This is a genomic window from Peribacillus sp. YIM B13477 (assembly GCF_042787955.1).
GTDB lineage: Bacteria > Bacillota > Bacilli > Bacillales > DSM-1321 > Peribacillus > Peribacillus frigoritolerans.
Window position 1 is genome coordinate 1,336,982 of record NZ_JBHZPD010000001.1, and the last position, 20,530, is coordinate 1,357,511.

At 39.8% G+C, this 20,530-nt stretch carries 18 protein-coding genes and 1 pseudogene; 8 read left to right on the forward strand and 11 right to left on the reverse strand.

The window, feature by feature from the left end; translation table 11 throughout:
• Positions 1-64: 64 nt before the first annotated feature.
• The 6 genes from ACFX4H_RS06445 to ACFX4H_RS06470 form a co-directional block, all read right to left on the reverse strand.
• Complete coding sequence (locus ACFX4H_RS06445; protein WP_057277690.1) at positions 65-931, reverse strand: carbon-nitrogen hydrolase family protein; 867 nt, start codon at positions 929-931, stop codon at positions 65-67.
• A gap of 52 nt (positions 932-983) precedes the next feature.
• Complete coding sequence (locus ACFX4H_RS06450) at positions 984-2,468, reverse strand: sodium:solute symporter family protein (RefSeq protein WP_377434630.1); 1,485 nt, start codon at positions 2,466-2,468, stop codon at positions 984-986.
• The gene (locus ACFX4H_RS06455) at positions 2,465-2,665 is read right to left on the reverse strand and encodes a DUF3311 domain-containing protein (RefSeq protein ID WP_377434633.1); all 201 of its coding nucleotides are present in this window, start codon (positions 2,663-2,665) and stop codon (positions 2,465-2,467) included. The genes ACFX4H_RS06450 and ACFX4H_RS06455 overlap by 4 nt, the downstream gene beginning before the upstream one ends.
• Positions 2,666-2,795: 130 nt before the next feature.
• On the reverse strand, positions 2,796-4,028 hold the full coding sequence (locus ACFX4H_RS06460; RefSeq protein ID WP_377434636.1) for a Zn-dependent hydrolase: 1,233 nt from the start codon (positions 4,026-4,028) through the stop codon (positions 2,796-2,798).
• A gap of 101 nt (positions 4,029-4,129) precedes the next feature.
• On the reverse strand, positions 4,130-5,749 hold the full coding sequence (locus tag ACFX4H_RS06465; protein WP_377434639.1) for an amidohydrolase: 1,620 nt from the start codon (positions 5,747-5,749) through the stop codon (positions 4,130-4,132).
• Between the two features lie 298 nt (positions 5,750-6,047).
• Positions 6,048-6,932 carry a hypothetical protein gene (locus ACFX4H_RS06470; RefSeq protein WP_098936486.1) on the reverse strand — a complete coding sequence of 295 codons (885 nt, stop codon included), beginning with the start codon at positions 6,930-6,932 and terminating at the stop codon, positions 6,048-6,050.
• A 192-nt stretch (positions 6,933-7,124) separates the two neighbouring features.
• On the opposite strand from ACFX4H_RS06470, the gene ACFX4H_RS06475 reads away from it, so the two are divergent.
• From ACFX4H_RS06475 to ACFX4H_RS06485, 3 genes are all read left to right on the forward strand, one after another.
• Positions 7,125-7,856: a hypothetical protein gene (locus ACFX4H_RS06475; protein WP_377434641.1), complete on the forward strand. Its 732-nt coding sequence runs from the start codon at positions 7,125-7,127 to the stop codon at positions 7,854-7,856.
• 556 nt (positions 7,857-8,412) lie between these two features.
• Complete coding sequence (rocF, locus tag ACFX4H_RS06480; protein WP_034312048.1) at positions 8,413-9,363, forward strand: arginase; 951 nt, start codon at positions 8,413-8,415, stop codon at positions 9,361-9,363.
• 372 nt (positions 9,364-9,735) lie between these two features.
• Entirely contained in the window at positions 9,736-11,172 is a 1,437-nt protein-coding gene (locus ACFX4H_RS06485) for an amino acid permease (protein ID WP_241636026.1), read from the forward strand.
• A gap of 262 nt (positions 11,173-11,434) precedes the next feature.
• Here the strand turns inward: ACFX4H_RS06485 and ACFX4H_RS06490 are convergent, their stop codons facing one another.
• Positions 11,435-11,713 (reverse strand): hypothetical protein, encoded by a 279-nt coding sequence (locus ACFX4H_RS06490; RefSeq protein WP_034312053.1) that lies wholly within the window; start codon positions 11,711-11,713, stop codon positions 11,435-11,437.
• Positions 11,714-12,096: 383 nt separating this feature from the next.
• Here ACFX4H_RS06490 and ACFX4H_RS06495 point away from each other — a divergent pair, with 383 nt between their 5' ends.
• Positions 12,097-13,428 (forward strand): oligosaccharide flippase family protein, encoded by a 1,332-nt coding sequence (locus ACFX4H_RS06495; protein WP_241636024.1) that lies wholly within the window; start codon positions 12,097-12,099, stop codon positions 13,426-13,428.
• Between the two features lie 180 nt (positions 13,429-13,608).
• A complete protein-coding gene (locus ACFX4H_RS06500) occupies positions 13,609-13,800 on the forward strand; it encodes a DUF3934 family protein (RefSeq protein ID WP_241636022.1) in 192 nt (63 codons plus the stop codon).
• 224 nt (positions 13,801-14,024) lie between these two features.
• Here the strand turns inward: ACFX4H_RS06500 and ACFX4H_RS06505 are convergent, their stop codons facing one another.
• Both ACFX4H_RS06505 and ACFX4H_RS06510 read right to left on the reverse strand, forming a co-directional pair.
• Positions 14,025-14,390, reverse strand: coding sequence for a DUF948 domain-containing protein (locus ACFX4H_RS06505; protein WP_034312062.1), 366 nt, complete (start codon positions 14,388-14,390; stop codon positions 14,025-14,027).
• Positions 14,391-14,485: 95 nt separating this feature from the next.
• Positions 14,486-14,875: a DUF948 domain-containing protein gene (locus ACFX4H_RS06510; protein ID WP_052137419.1), complete on the reverse strand. Its 390-nt coding sequence runs from the start codon at positions 14,873-14,875 to the stop codon at positions 14,486-14,488.
• 130 nt (positions 14,876-15,005) lie between these two features.
• Here ACFX4H_RS06510 and ACFX4H_RS06515 point away from each other — a divergent pair.
• Both ACFX4H_RS06515 and ACFX4H_RS06520 read left to right on the forward strand, forming a co-directional pair.
• Positions 15,006-15,260: pseudogene (locus ACFX4H_RS06515) on the forward strand (four-helix bundle copper-binding protein).
• A 243-nt stretch (positions 15,261-15,503) separates the two neighbouring features.
• Positions 15,504-15,815, forward strand: a complete 312-nt coding sequence (locus tag ACFX4H_RS06520) for a hypothetical protein (RefSeq protein WP_034312065.1) — start codon at positions 15,504-15,506, stop codon at positions 15,813-15,815.
• Positions 15,816-16,201: 386 nt separating this feature from the next.
• Here ACFX4H_RS06520 and ACFX4H_RS06525 read toward each other — a convergent pair whose 3' ends face one another.
• Positions 16,202-16,873 (reverse strand): hypothetical protein, encoded by a 672-nt coding sequence (locus ACFX4H_RS06525; RefSeq protein WP_249597959.1) that lies wholly within the window; start codon positions 16,871-16,873, stop codon positions 16,202-16,204.
• Positions 16,874-17,187: 314 nt separating this feature from the next.
• Between ACFX4H_RS06525 and ACFX4H_RS06530 the strand changes: the two genes are divergently transcribed.
• Positions 17,188-17,397 (forward strand): YqaE/Pmp3 family membrane protein, encoded by a 210-nt coding sequence (locus tag ACFX4H_RS06530; protein ID WP_377434763.1) that lies wholly within the window; start codon positions 17,188-17,190, stop codon positions 17,395-17,397.
• Between the two features lie 60 nt (positions 17,398-17,457).
• Here ACFX4H_RS06530 and ACFX4H_RS06535 read toward each other — a convergent pair whose 3' ends face one another.
• Entirely contained in the window at positions 17,458-20,028 is a 2,571-nt protein-coding gene (locus ACFX4H_RS06535; RefSeq protein ID WP_377434648.1) for a helicase-related protein, read from the reverse strand.
• Positions 20,029-20,530: the final 502 nt, after the last annotated feature.

A 20,530-nucleotide genomic window follows, 5' to 3' on the forward strand; every position in this document is an offset into this window, starting at 1 on the left:
TTTGACCTACCACCGCACTTTATTGGACCTTCATTCGGACGACAACGGTTCGGGATCCAACACATCATTTCAGCCCTTCGTATGGTTCATATTTCGCATACATATCTTTTCGGCGATTACGATCCTTGAAGGTGGTTGCTGCACCACTTTTTCGATTCTCATAAAGTTCGTCCATATCCACTGTACCGGTAATGATGGTATGTTCATTCATTACCGCCTCGGCCACTATTCCATTAGCAGGCCAAGCGCTGTCACAGGGGCTAAGGATACTGGCACGGCCATATCCGTTCGGCAAGGGTGATCCTGGTTCACCAACTGTGGGGCAATGAACAAAATATACCTGATTTTCTATTGCACGTGCATGTGCGCAATGGCGAACTCGCCAAAAACCAGCCTCTGTAAATGTGTATGATGGGCAAAAAATGATGTCGGCACCGTTCACTGATAATATCCTTGAAATTTCAGGTATCTCCGCTTCATAACATACCGCTATCCCTATCTTAACCGGACCCACGGAATAAACCTCCAGTTCATCGCCTTCAGAAGTATGCCAATTCGCTTCAGCAGGAAAGATATGAGTCTTTTTATGCTCAACGACTGATCCGTCTTCATCAAAAATATAAGCAATATTGTAGTATTCATTTTCGCGGCGTTCCAGATGAGTGCCTGCAATGATGACCTGTTTTCTTTTTCTTGAAATTGACCTGAAAAGATCTTTGTATTGATTGGTATATTCATCGATCCTGATAACGGACGAAGCATCCTGTTCTCCAAAGGCCGCTGATAACCCGATAGTTAACAGTTCAGGAAAAATGATATAATCCGAGTTTTCGGGAACTTGGGTGATCAAGTCTTCTACTTGTTCCTGAAATTCAAGGAAATTTGACACTTTTTCTACACGAAATTGGCAAGCCGTTATTTTAATTTTCACAAAAGCCCTCCCATATCATGTTTTATCAGTTCTTCCTGACTTTTAAAAGAAATCAGGATATCTTGTCCAGATCATTCATCTCGGTCTGTTGCAAGGAGATATGTTTAGTCAGGGCACTTACAAGGAATGTTACTAGTATATTAATCAACAAAGCTATGACGCCTGTACTGATATCGTTAATTACATGTGGGGTATTTGGCAGGAATGTAGCAACCTTCACATCTGCAATTGTCGCATATAAAACAATCAGGACACCTGCCAATATTCCAGCCATCGCACCATACTTATTGATTATATTGGTTTTTGGCAAACTGAAAAACAAGGACGGGGCCAGTTGCGTAATTAAACTGTATGACATGATATTCAGGATGGCCAAAGCCTCGCCGCCTGTAACCGTTACAATTAAAGCAATGATTGAGATACCAATAATGATTATCCTTGAGACAATCAATTGATGTGTTTCAGTCGCAGCAGGGACCAGGACTTTGAAAAAGCTATTTGTCAGACCTACCGATGCAGCCATTAGCATGACTGAAGCCGGTACTAGGGCCGTCAATAAACCTGCAGCTCCGATAACCCCTATCACCCAAGGATCGAATGTTTGTATCGCCAGCCTTAAAAGTGAGAGATCACCATCAGCTCCTTGCAAACCCGGGATTTGCATGATGGCTGTAAATCCAATGAAAAAAACGAACAGCAGCAACAATGTGTATAAAGGTAACGCAATCGCATTTTTGCGAAGGGTCCTTTCCCCATTGGACGATAAAACGACCATGAAAGTTTGTGGCAGCAAATAAAATCCTAGTGCATTCAGCAAAACGGTGGACACAAACCAGGACTGACTCAATCCCTGATCTGCCAAAACGAGCATTTCAGGTTTGGCAGCTTGCACGGTCTCGAACATTGGCTGTATGCCTCCGAAGTAATGAACTGGAATGTAAATCCCTAAAAAGATGACGACCACCAAAATCATGAAATCTTTCAGTATGGCAGTCCATGCCGAACCATGAATGCCTGAAATCATTACATAGGTAGTTACAACCACAGCACCGATCACACTTGCAGCAACTGGTGAAATGGCTCCGTATGATGCTTCTGAAACAATGATACCCAATCCTTTAAGCTGTATGACTATGTACGGGACGAGGGCTAAGCTTCCCAATACAGCAACGATCATCCCCATTGACCTGCTTTTATATTTAGATGCAAAATACTCTGGCTGAGAGATAATGGAATGTCGTTTTGAATATCTCCATATTTTAGGGACGAGCCAATATGATAGGACATAAGCTAAGAAAATATAGGCGGGAACATAATAAGCAGCGGCACCTTTTGAGTATGCCCACCCACTTCCGCCCAGGAATGTAAAAGTTGTATAAATTTCACCTGCTATCAAGAGAAAAATGAAGAATGTACCGAAGCCCCTGCCCCCTACGGCAAATTGCTCCATATCCATATCCTTCCCTTTTCTTGCTTTAATCCCTAAATAAAGTGCTAGAACCAAGAAGATGGCAATGATGAGCAATGAGATATTCAATCAGATTCACTCCCTTTATTATCAGGATCGAACTTATAGACGATCATTAAGATAATCGATGCCAGCACCATCCAAGATGCAACCCAAAATAACAAAAAAGGCATTCCCAATATGTACGGTTCTATTTTATTTGCATAGGGCAATAAACCTAAAAATCCTATAAATGGAACAAAAAGCAATAGCTTAATAGCATTCAAATTATACCCTCCCCCAAATTAGTTTCCTTACACGGGTGCATAACCACCAGTCAAGCCGACTTTCATGCTGAACTGATGGTTTGATGGCACCCTTCGGTCACTGGCTGTATACAATCAACCATATTTCCGCTTAAGATGACTGGATGGCAAGGACCGTTTCCAATATTACATTGACGCCTTTTTCACAATCTTCCCATGTAGTAAGTTCCTCTTCACAATGGCTTTTCCCGTTGATGCTTGGGACGAAAACCATGGCAGTAGGTATATAACTGGCTATAAACTGTGCATCATGTCCTGCACCGCTTACCATTCTTTTATATGGTAGTCCTAATGAATTGCTCGATTGCTCGAGCAAATTGCAAATGGATTTGTCGAACCACACGGTATCCCTGTCCCACAATTTTTTCGCTTGGATGTCGCAGCCGTCTTCTGAACCTGCAGTTATAAGGCTTTTTATGACTTCCTCCACCTTTTCGATGACTTTGGAATCCTTATGTCTCGCTTCAAGCGAAAAAACCACTTTATTAGGGATGACCGTATGGATATTCGGAAACACATTCACCCTTCCCATCGTAAAAACCAAATCGTCATCAAGCATGCCTAGCTTCTGACGGGCTTCCATGATTAAGCTATTCGCGGTGAAGAAAGCATCTTTTCTCATATTCATCGGGGTGGTTCCTGCATGATCGGATTCTCCTGTAATTTCTATCTCATAGCAAACCATACCTAGGACACATTCAACGACACCGATCGTTAGTGATTCCCGTTCAAGAATGGGCCCTTGTTCAATATGCAACTCTAGAAATGCAGTTGCTTCTTTTAAACGAGACTCTTGATCCCCTGCATATCCAATGGCACTCAAGGCACTTTCGAAAGTGGTTCCTTCACTATCCGTCTTTTGCAGCATGACGGATTTTTCAAATTTACCCGAAAGAACTCCCGAAGACATCATGGAAGGTTCGAATCTGGCTCCCTCTTCGTTCGTAAAATTGACGATCATTACCGGAATTTTAGGCTGGATATTATTATCGACCAGAGTACGCACGACTTCCAAGCCTGCAGCTACACCCAAGATACCATCAAACCGCCCGCCCTTTTTTACGGTATCCATATGCGATCCCATTACAATGGGTGGTTTGTTTTCAAGTCCCGCTAAAGTGGCGTAAATATTCCCCATATCATCAATCTTAATGGTCATACCCAATTCTTTGCAGCAAGCGCAAAAATAATCACGGACTAATCGATCTTCGTCGGAAAGGGATAGCCGTGTGACCCCGTTGTTTTCTGTGCGTCCAAAATCAGCAAATTTCTCTAGCGTACGACTCAGCCTCTCACCATTAATTAATAATTTTTGCTTTTTCATAGCAAATATCCCCCTTTTAGATAACCTGCTAAATCCTCTTCGTTCGCTTAAGCCAAAAAATTGTAAGTGAAGGTCTTGTTGTTTTAGAATAGTCACGTAGATTATATTTCCACCATTGTTTCCCTATGATAAAGAATCTCCCCATTCAGAATCGTCGATTCAACTTTCAAATCCTTGATATTTTGGGAATCCACTTTCAATATACTATCATTCAATACTACTAGATCGGCCAGCTTTCCTGCCTCCAGGCTGCCTTTGACATCTTCATCGAAACTAGCAAACGCGCCATTCCATGTATATAGTTTAATGGCTTCCAATACGCTAATCGATTGAATCGCACCTATTTTCATACCAGACCTGCTTGTTCTATTAACAGCAACGTGTATGCCTAATATAGGGTCGTGATCAGTAACGGGAGCATCTGAACCGGCTGCGGCCAGGATGCCATTATCAATAAAATCACGGGCAGCGTACATATGGTTGACCCTATTGCCGTAATGTTCAATATATATATCACCGAATTCATAAGGAAATGGGGGGTTGGGGATTGGGATGACCCCAAGTTCTTTCATCCTTTTTTGTAAATCTGGTGAAGATATTCCAGCATGCTCAATTCTATGTCTATGATCTTTTCTGGGCGATTCATTCAAAGCCTTTTCCACGCAATTTAAATACATCTCTATTGCCCTGTCTCCTTGGGCATGGACTGTGATTTGAAAGCCTCTTTTATGTGCCTGACCTAATACTTGATGGATCTCCTCTTCTTTATAATAAAGAATCCCGGAATAACCAGGATCACTCGTATAAGGCTCACGGGTGGCAATTGTCGGACCGGTACTGCTGCCATCCGTAAACAATTTGGCTGGTCCGATTTTGAATCTTTCGTCCCCAGTTCCGGTTATCACTCCCGAATCTATCATTTTATTCACAAATTCATGAGAATTATTCAATGAACCGACCATCGCATAGACACGGACACGAATGTCCTTATTTTTTATGGCCTGCTGCATTAAACGGAAACTGTCAGGACCATGAGCACCAGCTTCATGAATGCTTGTAATGCCTGCTTTAATGAAATGTCCCGATGCTATTTTGACCGCCTTCAACAGTTCACTTTCTGAATAGCTTGCTCTGTCGGCCATTATCATATTTGCTGTTTCAATGAGTTTTCCTGTAAGTCTCCCCGCTCCATCCTTTTCAATGATCCCTCCAGTTGGATTCTCTGAGTTTTCATCAATTCTAGCAATCTCAAGCGCCCTGCTATTCACCACGCTTATATGGCTGCATGTGCGATTCACGATAATGGGATGGTCTGTTGAAATAGCATCCAATTCCGCTATTGTTGGATAACGTTTTTCTTTCACTGCGGTCTCATTGAAGCCCCAAGCCCGAATCCACTCACCTTTAGGGATCGTCGAAGCTTTCTTCTTCAGATCGATTAACAAATCTTCTATAGATTTGATATGTTCAGCTTTACAGCTCACTGCCAATTGATTGACACCATACAAGATAAGATGAATATGAGAATCTATAAACCCGGGAAGTAAGGACTTTCCCTGCAAATCAATCACATTTGTTTCTTCTCCGATAAATACCTTGATTTCCTGATTCGTTCCGACTGCCGAGATACGATCACCGTTAATTGCCAGGGCTTCCGTGACTTCATTTTTTTGATTTACGGTTATGACTTCGCCGTTTATGAACACGATATCAGCTTTCAACCAACACACCCCTTCCTTATTTTTCCCCCTCAGTTCTGTCACCTCTTCATTTGCTGTCCCTGCCGCCACTTACCGGAATATTCTGTTTTCAACAGATTCATTATATCCACACCAAATTGTGAAATCATTAGACAAATAGTCAAAAATATCATCGTTTTTTTATACCTTTTATATAATTGCGTCTTAATTCCCATGGTTTGTTGGCCCCAGCCCCCCTCTATTCCTAAGGAGACTATAACCAATCAAAAAAAGGATAGATCGAGCTGCTTATTTGCTTATCTATCCCGCCATTATTCAATTACAACCCATTGTTTCTCCCGATAATGCCAATGGTCAAATACTGTTTATTTTCTTGAAAATCCCATGGCCAGTATCGAAGGGTTAATTCGCTTTTATCCAATTTTTCAATAAACGTTTTTACCCCTATCAAGGCTGCCCCATATCCAACGTTCGAGGCCAATGCAAAGATGGCATTCAGCCCTTCGTTAATGGTATCCATATACTCAGGTTCGATTTTTAAGATATCAGTCCATGTAATACAGAATCCATTTTGCTTGGTACATTTAGATATAGAGTGATTCACTGTACGAACGATTTCATCCCTTACATCCAAAATTCCATTCTTCATCTCTTCTGCATCTTTTTTCTGATAGTGGTTTGCATGATCGGAAAGAAGTTCCATGGCCCAATTATAAAATAGTTGAGTATAAATGGCAGAAGTTGCCACGATATCAAAATCATTATAATAATTAGCAAAAACACGTTCAGAAAGCTGACCTAACCGATTCTCGGTATCCTTTAAATACCGAATAATTCCCTTTGCCGTTTCACCACGATTCAGCATGGAAGATAGGTGGTGATCAAAATCCACTTTATCGAGGCCTGTTACATCAATTTCAATAAGTTGAATTTTCTCCCGGGTCCGTTCAGGCAAATTTGCCGTACCCTTTTCCATGCTTTCCATATCAATATCAAATAGGTATATGGAGTTGCATTTAGTTGCCAGATACTCTATATCCAAATCATCGCAATTGCCTGCTCCGACGATAGCGACTTTATCTACGAACGCTTTTTTCGAAAAAACGGCATCGAATAAACCTGTAACTTGTATACGATGCTGTTTCCACCTTAACTTTCTGTATTCATCCCGATTATGGTTCATTTTTCTTTGATAGGTTTCCAAGTCAATCTCTCCCTTTAGGGTACTAAGGATTTATTTATTGTAACAAAGTATCCCGATCTTTTGGAGGGCAGGTAATTTAGATTTCGCACTGGGGAAAAGATAGGCTCAATTTCCATAGTAAAATGAGCGATAATGATGTTAGAATAATATGGGAATTGTTTTAAAGTAGCAGTGATTACAGGAGGGTGTCCCTTGAGCAAAACAAAGAAGATTTTACTTACTTTATTAGGTGTTTTTTCAATCATCTTGGTCGGTGTGGTAATCCTTTTGTTTTCATTCACACAGAGCATGAAAGCAGATCCCGATGAAGAAAAGAAGATCCGGGATAAAGCTGAAAGATACTTAGAGGAAACTTTTGATGAAGGAACCGAAATATATGATGTCCTATACGACAATATGGGAAACCGGGGCTATTTTGAATACGCAGCTAAAGTGAAACATGAAAAATATGGTACGCATTTTCTTGTTTTCCTTAATGATGAAACAGGGGAAATGGAGGATACATTCCTATCTGATAAATGGCAAGATGATGCAGAGAAGGAAATCAGGCCATATGTTGAAAAAGAACTGGGTGACGTGTTGATATCCAAGGAAATGGAAGATATTGCAGAAAGCGAAGATTGGGAGAAGATTCAAGAAGAAATAGGCGATAATAATCAATTACTCTTGGTCTTTGATGAGGGGATCGGTAAAGAATTGAACATTGATCCGAATAAGCCAGCCAGCTATAAAGATCACGAAGTTTCCCCTACCATCCGGATTACCCTTTCACGTAAGAAACAGGATACAGATGAAGACCGCTTTAACGAAATGATCAATGGCCTTAAAAAAGATAAAGTTCTTGAACATGGAAATATGATTGTAGAATATATTAGTACCAAAGGTGTGCCACTTGAAGATGAGGAATGGCATAAAAGATTTTAAAACCAACATATAGTTTAACAGGAAGGTAAAGGGCAGCCGTTCTTTACCTTTTTGTATATGTGAAACACAAACCCTTCGAAATGGCACTTTCCTCTAGTAATCTATCCTATTTTTTGTAATGAATCGTTTCTCGAGGTTAACCACATTAGAGAAAAAGTTCTTTATTCTCACGTCAAAAAAATTTTTTTAATATAAAAATGAAAAATCCTTCCATGCATTTTAGGTGAAACCGCTCATTTTGATGAATAAATGTAACCAGTATAATATATTCAATATCTTCAGAATCTTCCTTCTACCACCGATTCCGATTGGTAACGCTATCACTTCCATTCCTGGAATAAAAATCTTAACAATCGCAGATTTCAAAGGAATTCAGCCAATCCCCTTCATACCCCACACGGTAATGTATCCAATTCATAAATAATCAATAATAGGAAATTTAACCCAGGACTTTTACCCTTTTTTCAATCGTATAAATATTCAAAAAAATGTCGAGTTGAGTCATCTATCCTTTTACCCTTATACTAGGGTAGAAAAATCGAAGGAGGAATTACATATGAAAAAGGAAATTTCAATCATTGGTGTGCCAATGGATCTTGGTCAAACTAGAAGAGGAGTGGATATGGGGCCAAGTGCCATCAGATATGCAGGATTAAGTGAAAGACTTGAAAACATTGGCTATACTGTCCGTGATGAAGGTGATATTAAAGTAGAAATACAGGAAAGAGCACAAAGTGATAGTGACACAAATTTAAAGAATCTGCAGGATGTAGCAGAAGGTAATGAAAAATTGAGTCAAAAAGTGGATGAAGTCATCCAAGCAAATCGTTTTCCTTTAGTTTTAGGAGGAGATCACAGCATTGCTATCGGTACATTAGCCGGTTTAGCGAAGCATACTGAAAACTTAGGGGTAATATGGTATGATGCACATGGGGATTTAAATACTGCCGAAACTTCCCCATCAGGAAACATACACGGTATGTCCCTAGCCGTAAGTTTGGGTCTTGGCCACCCTGCACTGACTAACATCGGCGGATATTCTCCAAAGGTCAAACCAGAGAACATTGTCATCATTGGTGCCCGTTCTTTAGACCAAGGTGAGAAAGAGTTAATCAGGGAAAAAGGAATTAAAGTCTATACGATGCATGAGATTGATAGAATGGGTATGACAAAAGTGATGGAAGAATCGATCGCCTATCTGAAAGAACGTACGGATCTTGTACATTTATCACTTGACCTTGATGGTCTTGATCCAGATGATGCACCTGGGGTCGGTACACCTGTAATGGGAGGCATTAGTTACCGTGAAAGCCATCTTGCCATGGAAATGCTGGCTGAAGCTAATATCATTACATCGGCAGAGTTTGTTGAGATAAACCCAATATTGGACGAGCATAATAAAACGGCTGAAGTTGCTGTCGCATTAATGGGCTCATTGCTTGGGGAAAAATTACTTTATGGAGCGGAAGAACATATCACTCCTGATTTATTGGCTCAAGTTAAATAATCGGACACTTTGTTTTTGATAGAAAGATAGAGAGTTCTTTAAAGTGATACTCCATAGGAAAAAGCCCATACTTCGTTTATGAGCTTCTTCCTCCATTGGCGGATGATCGATTTGAATCAATTTACATCCCTAGTTTCCTGACGCTTGGCTTCTCTTTCTTTATTAAGCGGCGCTTTCGAAATTAATTCTGCATAGTTACCTATGTTCCTTGAATCATGCTTCTTTAATGCAGAAGTAATCTCTTTTCGGAGGGAATTCGACATCATCTAAGAATCAGATTCTAAGCTATTAGACTTGTAAGAACACAAATTCCCTAACAACGTCCCAACATAAATGAAACCGTTTGCACCCATCAGGTAAAGGAGTTTTTCAATGAAAACAGCAGAAAATCAACCAAATGAATTAAAACGGAGCATGAAAGCAAGACATTTATTTATGATTTCAATAGGGGGATGTATTGGTACGGGCTTTTTCATCGGTTCGGGCTATACCATTCATGAAGCAGGAGCTTTCGGCGCTATCCTCTCTTACATAGTCGGCGGCTTCATCATGTATTTAACGATGCTATGTCTAGGTGAACTATCCGTTGCGATGCCTGTTTCCGGTTCGTTTCAGACATATGCGACAAAGTTCATCGGTCCTGGCACCGGGTTTGCCATTGGATGGCTTTACTGGTTAGGTTGGGCAGTTACAGTTGCCTTGGAGTTTCTGGCGGCAGGCCAGCTTATGCAAAGATGGTTCCCTGAATCACCCGTTTGGATGTGGTGTGCAATCTTTGCTTTTCTCATCTTTGCACTAAACGCCTTATCAGCAAAGGCATTTGGCGAATCGGAATTTGTTTTTTCCAGCATAAAAGTATTGGCCATCATTCTGTTCATCATTGTTGGCGGTGCTGCTATGTTTGGTTTGATTGATATGAAAGGTGGACAAGAGACTCCATTTTTCTCAAACTTTTTCGCTGAGGGTCTTTTCCCTAATGGGATATCGGCCCTGCTAATCACAATGATTACAGTGAACTTTTCCTTCCAGGGCACAGAGTTAATCGGAATTGCCGCTGGAGAAAGTGAAAACCCGGAAAAGGTCATACCAAAATCCATCAAACAAACGGTGTGGAGAACCCTCTTCTTCTTTGTTCTTTCGGTCACTGTACTTTCGGCGATGATTCCAAGGGAAAAAGCAGGTATCTCAGAAAGTCCATTCGTTGTTGTACTGGATAGTATCGGGGTTCCGTATGCAGCTGACATCATGAACTTCATCATTCTTACAGCACTATTGTCAGTGGCGAACTCCGGCCTTTATGCTGCGACACGTATGCTCTACTCGCTTTCAAGGGAAGGCATGGCAAGTCCGAAGCTCGGTTTGGTGAATAAGAGAGGAATTCCGCTTAATGCCCTGCTCATCACACTGGCGATTGCCGGTTTGTCTTTACTTTCTAGTGTAGTGGCTGCTGACACAGTATTTGTCTTTCTTCTCTCCCTTGCAGGATTAGGTGCACAAATTGGCTGGATTGCCATATCTGCTAGTCTTCTTGCTTTTAGAAGATCATATACCCGCCAAGGTGGAAAGATAGAAAATCTGAAATTCAAAGTTCCGCTATACCCATTCATCCCCATTCTTGCTTTAGCAACAAACTGCATCGTCATGATCAGTTTAGCATTTGTTCCTGAGCAGCGAATGGCCCTGTATTGCGGGGGAGCATTCTTCCTTGGATGTTATGCGGTTTATCACTTTAGAGTGAAGAAAAACAAGACCATAGAAACGCCTAAGCAGGAAGTTGAATTAAATGCCGGTAAAAAAATGGTCATTTAATCCAGAACGCTGCGAAGTATAGTAAGTGGTGAAAAGCGATTTTTACAATCCATCAAGATTGCTTTTCAAAGAAGAAATACCCTGGATGTTTACACACCCAGGGTATTTCTTTTATTTATTCACCATTCCTGCCAGCTACCCAATGGTAAACCTCTTTCCAGCTTTTTTAGTTCCCCTAACCACCCCTGTATATAAATAGGAAGTTAAATTTCAAGCTCCATCTGGGCAATAAAAACCAAATGTCAAAACAAAAAAAATCATCTTAATCGATGATTTTATATTGTGCAAATTCCTTTAATTTAGGCAGGATTGGCTCTAAAATTTCCTTGGCTATGTAATCGGTGTCCAATCCAATGAAGCGTTCACTTTCCATGTCGACCGATCTCGCATTTTCCGGGTCATCACAAAAAATAAACGATATGATTCCGTTATCCTCCATCATATCTACATATTTAAATGTAATGTCATGTTTCGTAAGACAACTTTCAAACGCAATGCACAATTCATCTATATTTGATTGACTAATAGATGTGAATTTCATATTGATCATCCCCTCTGCTAAAGGATAGCAAAATAAAGCATGAATTTCAAAGCGAAATTCGTGTCCCGCTCTTATGTTCTTCTGACACTTTCGACCAAAGGAACCATGGCAACAAAAAAGCCCTCGATTGGAATATCACTGTATGAAGCCTTTTGATCAGTCTCATGGCTAATGATTTTCCCATTAGAAATGATCGTAACCAAATCGATTTCATTCCATTTCCCGAGCTTACCCTTATTTAATTTTTTATCTTTCAACAGCGATTAATAAGGATTGCCATAGGCATAATCGCATTTTGTATAGCCGTGATCTGCAGTTCCTCATGAATATTCCATGGCATGTCTCATATCTTTATACAAACACCTTGTTAGGAGTGGACCAACATGAAATCTTTTTATAAAGGAACGCTCATCTTGATTGTCGCAGCGTTTTTTGGTGAATGTATCGAATTTTTAGTGAACATGCTCCTAGCCAGGGAATTACACGAAGAGGGCATGGGGCTTTATATGTCCATATTGCCAATTTTCTTTTTGATATATGTGATCGCCAGCCTTGAATTACATATTTCCATCTCAAAATTCGTTGCGGAAAATAAACAGGCCATGCATTATAATCTTATCATTCATGCACTTAAGATGGCTGCAGTCGTCGTATTGGTAATGTGTGTAGTCATGCCTTTCATACTTTCCTTCTCATCCATAATGGACAAATACCATCCCTATATTAAATGGCTGCTCATCACACTGATTCCAATAGTTGCCTTTTCGTCGATTGCAAGAGGCTATTTCATGGGTGTCCAGCAAATGGGGAAGATTGCCTTTTCCAACTTTTTAAAAGATATCATACAATTCGGCTTGCTTTTCCTCATCTTTACCTTATTTCATTTTAACCAGGAAAAGTCATTATTGATGGCCTTTTTTGTTTTGATTGGCAGTGAGTTCCTCGTTTTTCTTTACTTGATCAACCTTTTGATTCTTCAAATGCGGATCATGAGGCGCGGTACGAACTCACGGACAACCGGTAAACTTGCACGGCGAAAGTTATTGGCGGTTTCTCTGCCCACCATGGGGTTAAGGATCTTTCATGCGATAACGAATGCCATCCAACCTTTTTTGATCCACACTGCCCTTCTCTCGGCAGGATTCGGTGCGGTAGTGGCTACAGAGCATTTTGGGATGCTTACTGGAGTTGCAATGACGATCGGCTTCTTTCCAGCCTTTATCGCGCATTCCTTAATGATCATGCTCATTCCGAATGTTTCGAATGCATACAAGAGGCAGGATAAAGAAAAATTGAGGGTACTTTTGCAAAAATCGATGTCTTTCACCGTATTGTATGGAGTTCCGGCCGTGTTTTTCATTTATTTCTTTGCGGAACCTTTGACCTCCCTCTTTTTTTCTTCAACTTCTGCCGCATACTATTTAAAATTATTATGTCCTTACTTCCTTTTTCATTTTTTTGTCATTCCCATGCAAGCCTATCTCATCGGCCTGGGTTTAGTGAAAGATGCTTTCATCCATACCGTATGGTCCCATATTGTTGCCTTTTTAATGATGTATATCCTAGGGTCACAGGCTTCTCTTAATATGGGAGGAATCATTTTAGGAATGAACACTGGTGCGGTATTATTAACCTTCATGCACTACTTGACCATTTGCAAAAAAATCGGCATAAGCATCTTACTGACGAAATCAAGATCGATATCGATAAAGTGAAGCCAAAAGCAAGTTCCGCACGGCAAAAACCTTGCTGTTATTGGTTTATAAAGATTTAGATTAAAAATATTGAGCCTTTCCCTGTACATATCACCTTCGTTACTGTATATTTCAACATACTTGGGTAATAATCAAGTAAAATGGTTTAAACTAACCATACAATAGTAATGGAGTGATTTCATGAGTAAAGCTAAGGCTAAGAGCGGAACGGGTAAAGGTACGGGCACTGGAACGGGCAAGAAGGGCTGGAATCGTTGGAAAACAAGTGCCAACAAGAAAAAAAGCGCCAAACCATATGTTAGTAAAGGCGTCAAGCATTCCAGTGATTCAAAAACATCCGGTCACTCTACAGGTGACAAGACAGAAAGATAATTGCTTGTTCTACAATCCATACAAAACATACAAAATTTATGTTTGTTCCATATTCTCATACAGGGTGTTAAGAGATCTGTATGAGAGAAATGGGTCTTATAGATATAAACCACTAACAATATCCATATGAGGCATAAGAGTAGGGCTATTATACATACCATCAAAAAAGACACTCCAAAACCCGGCAGTGTCTTTCATTTTTATTTTTTTCATTTTTTTCTTTTTTATCTAATTTGGCTTTTGGGTTTGATAGCATTGATTTTTTTCGGGGAAAACTCTGTACGGAAGCCGTTAGTGGCTTTTTTAACAGAGTTTGTAACTGAATGTATCGCTTCACCAACGTCCTGAGCAGAATCCAATAATGGTTCAACCGTTTTCATTTTAGTTTTTACATCGTCGGTGATTTCATTTGCAGTTTGCAATAGTTGTTTCGATTCGCCGGATAAATCGTGGATGGCATTCCGCACCTCAGCCAATGTGTGATTGGCTTCCCCTATCGTGACCATTCCCTTTTGAAGTGTACTTATCAAAAATACGACCAACCAAATGAAGGCTAAAGCGATTGCAGCCACACTATATTGAATAATCAAGATAAAGCTCCCCCTCTGAATTAAATAGTAGAAACGATTGCTTTTAATAGGTTAGTGAATCCCGGGGTGCCTGTTTTTAAAGATAAATGATGATACTATTTGAGTTTTATTTGAACCCCCCCAGCTTTAGTTCGAGTTGAAGGAGCTGACTGTGTGGATAAATCCTTTGGGCGGCCTTCCAAACTGGCTTCTTTCATGGTATTGGTTACATTATGAATCATTTCCCCAACATCTTGAGCGGATTCCAGCAAAGGATCTACATTTTCCATCTTCCCTTTTACATCCGCAGTAATTTGATTGGCAGAGTGGATCAGTTGTTTGGACTCTTGCGTCAATCCATGGACGGCATTTCTTACCTCTTCCAGTGTCTTATTTGTCTCTTCGAGCGTTCCCATTCCTTTACGCAGCGTCTGGTTGACATTATATATCAAATACACGACGGCTCCGGAGACACTGGCAACACTTAATTTAATGAACATTTTCATATATCCACTCCTTTCATTTAAATTTATGCATTGTCCCTTTCATTCATTCCCTATAGTCCATTACTTGTCCGATCAGTTTTAAAGAACCATTTACCTTTCCCCAAAAGAAGTTTAAAGGGTAGTTTAATGGATAATAGTAAAGGCGTGTAATCATTGTTACGACGCATGCTTAAAAGAAGAACATGTAAACATGATGCTGGAATGCATTCGCTTGGATCGGGAATGTGCGGATATTTGCTCTTTTTTAGCATAGGCGATAGGGAGAGGAACCCCGTTTATTTCAGAGTTGGCTAAAGTTTGTGTCAAGATTTGTGAAAGCTGCGGAAATGAATGCAAAAAACACGATCATGAACAGTGTCAAAAATGTGCCGAGGCTTGTTTGTGATGCGCAGAAGAATGCAGAAAAATAGTCGCTTGATGTAAGGATAGCATTAGCTATTCCTTTTATTATCCTTCCCCCTTACCAACTGACTACTTTTTGAACCTATTAAAGGATGATGATATTTCTTATATATTCTAACGAGGTATTTGTTGAAATTTATTTACCAAGAAATTTTCAAAAATACGAAAAACATCTATTGAAAATCGCCCTTTTTAGGCACACTAGTATTAAAAACAGGAGGATATTATGACACCTCGGAATGTTCCTGCTAAAGATGATTTAGAAGTGAAAGATACCCCCGCTTCACCTGATAAGGAAAGTGAAGCAGCTAAACTCAATCGATTATTAGGTGCAGTCATGCGATATTTATCAGATGATGAGCAAGAAGAAATAGATATAGAGTATCTTCTCGAAAACACCGAAGGGCTGCGAGATTGGTGGAGCGAATATAGGGAGCTTGACCGAAAACGGGTCGAAGAAGAAATTAAAAATTCACTGACGGATCTATCCCTCGAAGAACTAGAAAACATCCGAGAACAAATCCGTACAAAGGCATAAAAAAATCCCTGCATAGGGATTTCAGTTTGTAGAATGGGGTTCTGCATATATAATAAGACTAAATTATCCTTCATCATGTTTTATATTATAATCCTTATTGGATTGAACAAATTTGCGACACTCCTGTAGAATTACTGGCTAGCCGGGACACCGCAGCCGCTTTGATGCGGCTTGGCAGACAGTGGCGGAAAGGGAATGGATTTCTGATATCAACTGAAACGGTTTTTAAATAAAAAACGGCAGTCAAACTCGCTTTTCTTTAGAGCTTGTCGTCTGAAATCCCTGCATTGTGATTTAACCAGATCATTCATGAATTTTTTTCATACCCAAAGACATTTTTTGAGTTTAACAATCATTCCGTTCATGGTCACCATACATCCTCGTATTCAAACGCCACTCAAGGAACTTAGTTCTAGTTGATCGATCATGGAATCAACCAATGCATGCAATGGATTCAAAACTGTCTGTCCTGTCTGAAGTTCATATCTCCTTGCCGCTTCGACCATTGATAGCTGAGCTACAGACAGCCGTCTATTTTCGTTTTTAAATTGGGATAGGTAATTCATGATTTCCTGATTATATCTTTCTCCCAATCCCTGCATAATGAATTCAAAGGCATCGTCGATAATGATGACTTCAAAATCCACAGTCCCATATTTTTCAGCATGTGCAGTTAAACGTTTGACTGTTCCTTCAACAGTGGCAGGGTTCGTGAATAATATCATTTGCGGTTGCTGCAATTGGCAAATTTGCTCAAAATATGGTTCATCGATTTTAATGATGGGCATGGGTAAAGATAGTTGTTCTTCGTTTAATAAAGCAATATAGTTTGTACAAGTTATCAGAATGGCATCCACTTTACATTCAGCAATCCATTCGACCTGTTGTTTAACCTTTTTTTGAGCATCCGAATAATTAAAATTTTCATCCGTTGACACCCGTTGCATCAATCCCGGATCTACAAAATGAAGCCATTCAATATCGAATTTCGAGAATGCGTTTTCTATGTATTCTATATTTGTATAGTGTGCATGCAAACAGCCTATCTTTTTTTTCATAAATCTCCCGCTTTCGTAAGTTAGTATTCTGATTATTCTAACACAAAAACGCGACACATTGACCGATGGCAGCAAAAACGATGAATAACCATGTCCCTCCTGTTATATCGGGGTAAAAGACTGCTTCTTTGAGCCAGATATAACAGGAGGTATGAATTGGGCCCTTGAGCATATATTTATCAAGGCGATAACAAGGGGAATCATCAGGAAAATGGAACATCAGTAACCAAATTGCTGCTCATTTAAAGTAAAGTAACCATTAAGAGAAACAAACCGAAGTCAGTTAAAAAACATTATATTGGAGAGTGTTCACCATTCTTTATTTAATTGCGATTCTTTTCCCTCCATTAGCAGTTTTATTGGCTGGTAAACCCATTCAGGCTGTGCTTAATTTGGTCCTCACACTATTTTTTTATGTCCCTGGATTAATTCATGCAATCCTAGTGGTGCATGACAAGAAAGTGGATAAACGAATGAAGCGGCAAGCAGCGTTTATTGCTAAACTGAAACGAACGACTAAGTGATTTATGCAAACACCAATAACCCGAATGCAATGTATTCGGGTTATTATCAAAAGAATTCGTTTAATTGAATCTGTGCGTCTTTCTAATCCCTCTATGATAACAAGCGTCACATATTTGAAAACGTGAGTCATCAGGCAGCCTTTTTCCACAGCGCTTGCATTTTTTTTGATAATTCAACATTTCATCTTTTAACTGATCATGAACACCATCACTGATTTCTTCACGGATACGCTCCCAATAAACAGCTTCCGTACGCTTACCCATCCGATATAAAAATAATAAATGAAGACCTATCGCTTTATAAGATAGCTCCAATTCCTCAAGATTCCTTGTCTTTATGATCGGTTCAGGAAGGTCACTGTTCTCGGCAATCGCTTCGACCGTTTCCAGCCACTGTCTGATCAGACTTGGTTCTTTTGCCGAAAAAGGAATATGCAGAAAACCATATAAATCCATTAAAGAAAAACGAGCTTCGATTTCTGTATCCCGTATCAGTTCGTAAAGCTCCCTTTCTTCCGATAGCGAAGCCTTTTTCGTGCCTTTAGGAGGCTCAAACCTCTCCCACATTTCGAAAAATGTCCCCAGGTTCCGGTAATATTTTTGAAAACGTTCAAATACAGCAGAGGTTGGGGCGATTGTGAAGGTTTGAACTGGCTCATCTACCTGTTCCAGCAACTTATTCATGATTTTGATTTCTGCTGTAAATGCTACCTTCCCCGTGTCATAAATCCCTTTTCTACCCGCTCGGCCTGCGATTTGCTTGATTTCTTGAGAAGTCAATCTTCTTCTTCGTGTCCCGTCGAATTTTTCATTTTCAAGAAAGACGATGCGGCGTATTGGCAAGTTCAATCCCATTCCAATCGCATCGGTGGCAACGACAACTGATGTTTCACCGCGATTGAATAATTCTATTTGCCGTTTTCTATTTTCAGGAGGCATACTGCCGTATATCATGCTGACATTATGTCCACTCTCTTTAAGCCGGGATGCTGTTTCCAGTACCTGCCTTCTAGAAAAACAAATGAGGGCATCCCCTTTTTTGGTATACTTCAGTCCAAACTCCCTTTGTTCCACCTCAAGCGGTATTTCCCGTCTGTATTCGTGAAGTTCTAAATCGGCTTCATTCAGAAGGTTCAGAAGCATCTTTTTGATATTATTGCTCCCGATTATGTGTACTTCATTCGCATTAGCTTGCGTAATTGCCCTAAACCAAGAAAAGCCTCGATCTTTATCGGCAATCATTTGGGCTTCATCTATGACGATTACTTCATGGTAGTCTTTTTCATGAAACATTTCAACGGTACTGGAGACATGTTTCGCACCCTCAATAGCCTTTTCTTCTTCACCGGTTTTTAATGAGCAAGGTACACCATCCGCATTTAATTTATCAAACACTTCCAGTGCAAGGAGTCTAAGTGGAGCCAGGTACATGCCGCTTTCCGCTTGTTTCATTTTTTCCAGGGCCTTATGCGTCTTCCCTGTATTGGTCTCACCTATATGCAAAACATATTTAACTTTTTTTCCCAATGATGGAGTATAGGCCTTACCGATGATGTCATCGATCATCCTTTGCTCTTCTGCCCGCTTCCTGGCTTCTTCCGCCAATACTTCAGCTTTTCTTCTTTCTCTGTTCTCCACGTCTTTTTCAAATATTTCTTCGTGCAATATTTCATTAAAAGGAATTCCTTCAAGCTTCAGTAAATCAGAAAGGTATTCTTCCTGAAGCTCATCAAAACAGGACTGAGACAAATCGGCCAATTCATCGCTTAGTATACCTTGAAGGGCATCGTCCGTCAGCCTTTCCCCATATAACTCCAAAAAATCATGATGCAGGTCGGCAGATAGATGGTTCAAGTATTTGTCAGGGGCTAATTTCATTATGAAATCCGAAACTAACCTTTCATACCTGTAGTAGTAATTTTCATATTCATAACGGTTCCGGCCCCAACCGATTAACGAATGGATATCGCCTGTCAGCTCTTCGAAAAAGTCAGTGACCATTAGGTATTCGGCAGCTTGAAAACCGCCCTCTTCAACTAATTGTTCTTCAAGCAAGTACGGATCGACATATTGGAATTTAGGCTTATTCTTCAGATCTTTTGCCATAATACCGGCAATATAGTACCTGACATGCAAATATAAAAGAAGTGAGTTATTTTCGAAAAATGAATTGGCTTCTTCTTGCAGCCTTGTGCGTATTTTCCAACGCTGTTTGGCAAGCCGCTGTTCTTCTTGTCGCCTAAAGAATTTCTCCCTTGCATTTTTATATCTCTTCTCCCAATCCTCTTGACTGTCGGCAAAGGTTTTTTTAATCCACGTTAAGCCATCAAATGGGCGATACTTCTTTAATTCGTTCCGGAACATGCTATTGATCAGCTTATGGTCTGAACCTTCCGTTACAAATCCCCTTTCGCTTAAAAAAGCCTTTTTTTCCTTTCTGGGCACATCATTTGATGCTTTATTTATCCAAACATTAATCCAAATTTGCTCAATAAAAGTCGTCCTGTCTGATATATATGCTGAATAAGAAGGCATTGTCTCTTGATTCTCTAAATAAAAATCAATATCCTGGATGATTTTTTCTTTTGTATTCTCTATAGCAATAGGATATATACTTTCTAATTTTCCCATAGTGATCCCCTTTTGAATTATCCAATATGTACTTTATTACTTCCTTTTATCCTCCCCAAATTTTTGTTTAAAATGAGCTTGGTACATTCGTTTTATCATTTAAATTCATGAGCTCCGTTATCATGAGAGGATGCAAAAATGCCCGGTTGCTTTACTTTCCAAGGTAAATATCAAAAATATGCCAAATATGCACATTAAAGTTACTCTCACCATTTCATTTACAGTATAATGCTATAAATACTGATTAGAATTTATGGATTATGAAGAGATACCCAGCCTTGGCCAGAATCGTTTTATAATCAGGAGAATTTAATGATAATAAAAAAAGCCGAAAATAAAGTAAAGGTCCATTTTTCAACTTTCGCGATTACATGATTCATCCATAATACAATTCCAACCCCTTAATTGAGTTTAGAGGAAATCCGTGCAACTGTCACGATATTCAGATTACGCTTTTGTGTCTTTGCTTTGTGTATAAGGAATATCATCAGAAAACCTAAAA

Bases quoted from the DNA above. Each gene is read 5' to 3' on its own strand.
- ACFX4H_RS06500 (WP_241636022.1), top strand. From the start codon at position 13,609: ATGAGTAAAGCTAAGGCTAAGAGCGGAACGGGTAAAGGTACGGGCACT.
- ACFX4H_RS06460 (WP_377434636.1), bottom strand. From the start codon at position 4,028: ATGAAAAAGCAAAAATTATTAATTAATGGTGAGAGGCTGAGTCGTACG.
- ACFX4H_RS06535 (WP_377434648.1), bottom strand. From the start codon at position 20,028: ATGGGAAAATTAGAAAGTATATATCCTATTGCTATAGAGAATACAAAA.
- ACFX4H_RS06495 (WP_241636024.1), top strand. From the start codon at position 12,097: ATGAAATCTTTTTATAAAGGAACGCTCATCTTGATTGTCGCAGCGTTT.
- ACFX4H_RS06490 (WP_034312053.1), bottom strand. From the start codon at position 11,713: ATGAAATTCACATCTATTAGTCAATCAAATATAGATGAATTGTGCATT.
- ACFX4H_RS06510 (WP_052137419.1), bottom strand. From the start codon at position 14,875: ATGAAAATGTTCATTAAATTAAGTGTTGCCAGTGTCTCCGGAGCCGTC.
- ACFX4H_RS06485 (WP_241636026.1), top strand. From the start codon at position 9,736: ATGAAAACAGCAGAAAATCAACCAAATGAATTAAAACGGAGCATGAAA.
- ACFX4H_RS06525 (WP_249597959.1), bottom strand. From the start codon at position 16,873: ATGAAAAAAAAGATAGGCTGTTTGCATGCACACTATACAAATATAGAA.
- rocF (WP_034312048.1), top strand. From the start codon at position 8,413: ATGAAAAAGGAAATTTCAATCATTGGTGTGCCAATGGATCTTGGTCAA.
- ACFX4H_RS06520 (WP_034312065.1), top strand. From the start codon at position 15,504: ATGACACCTCGGAATGTTCCTGCTAAAGATGATTTAGAAGTGAAAGAT.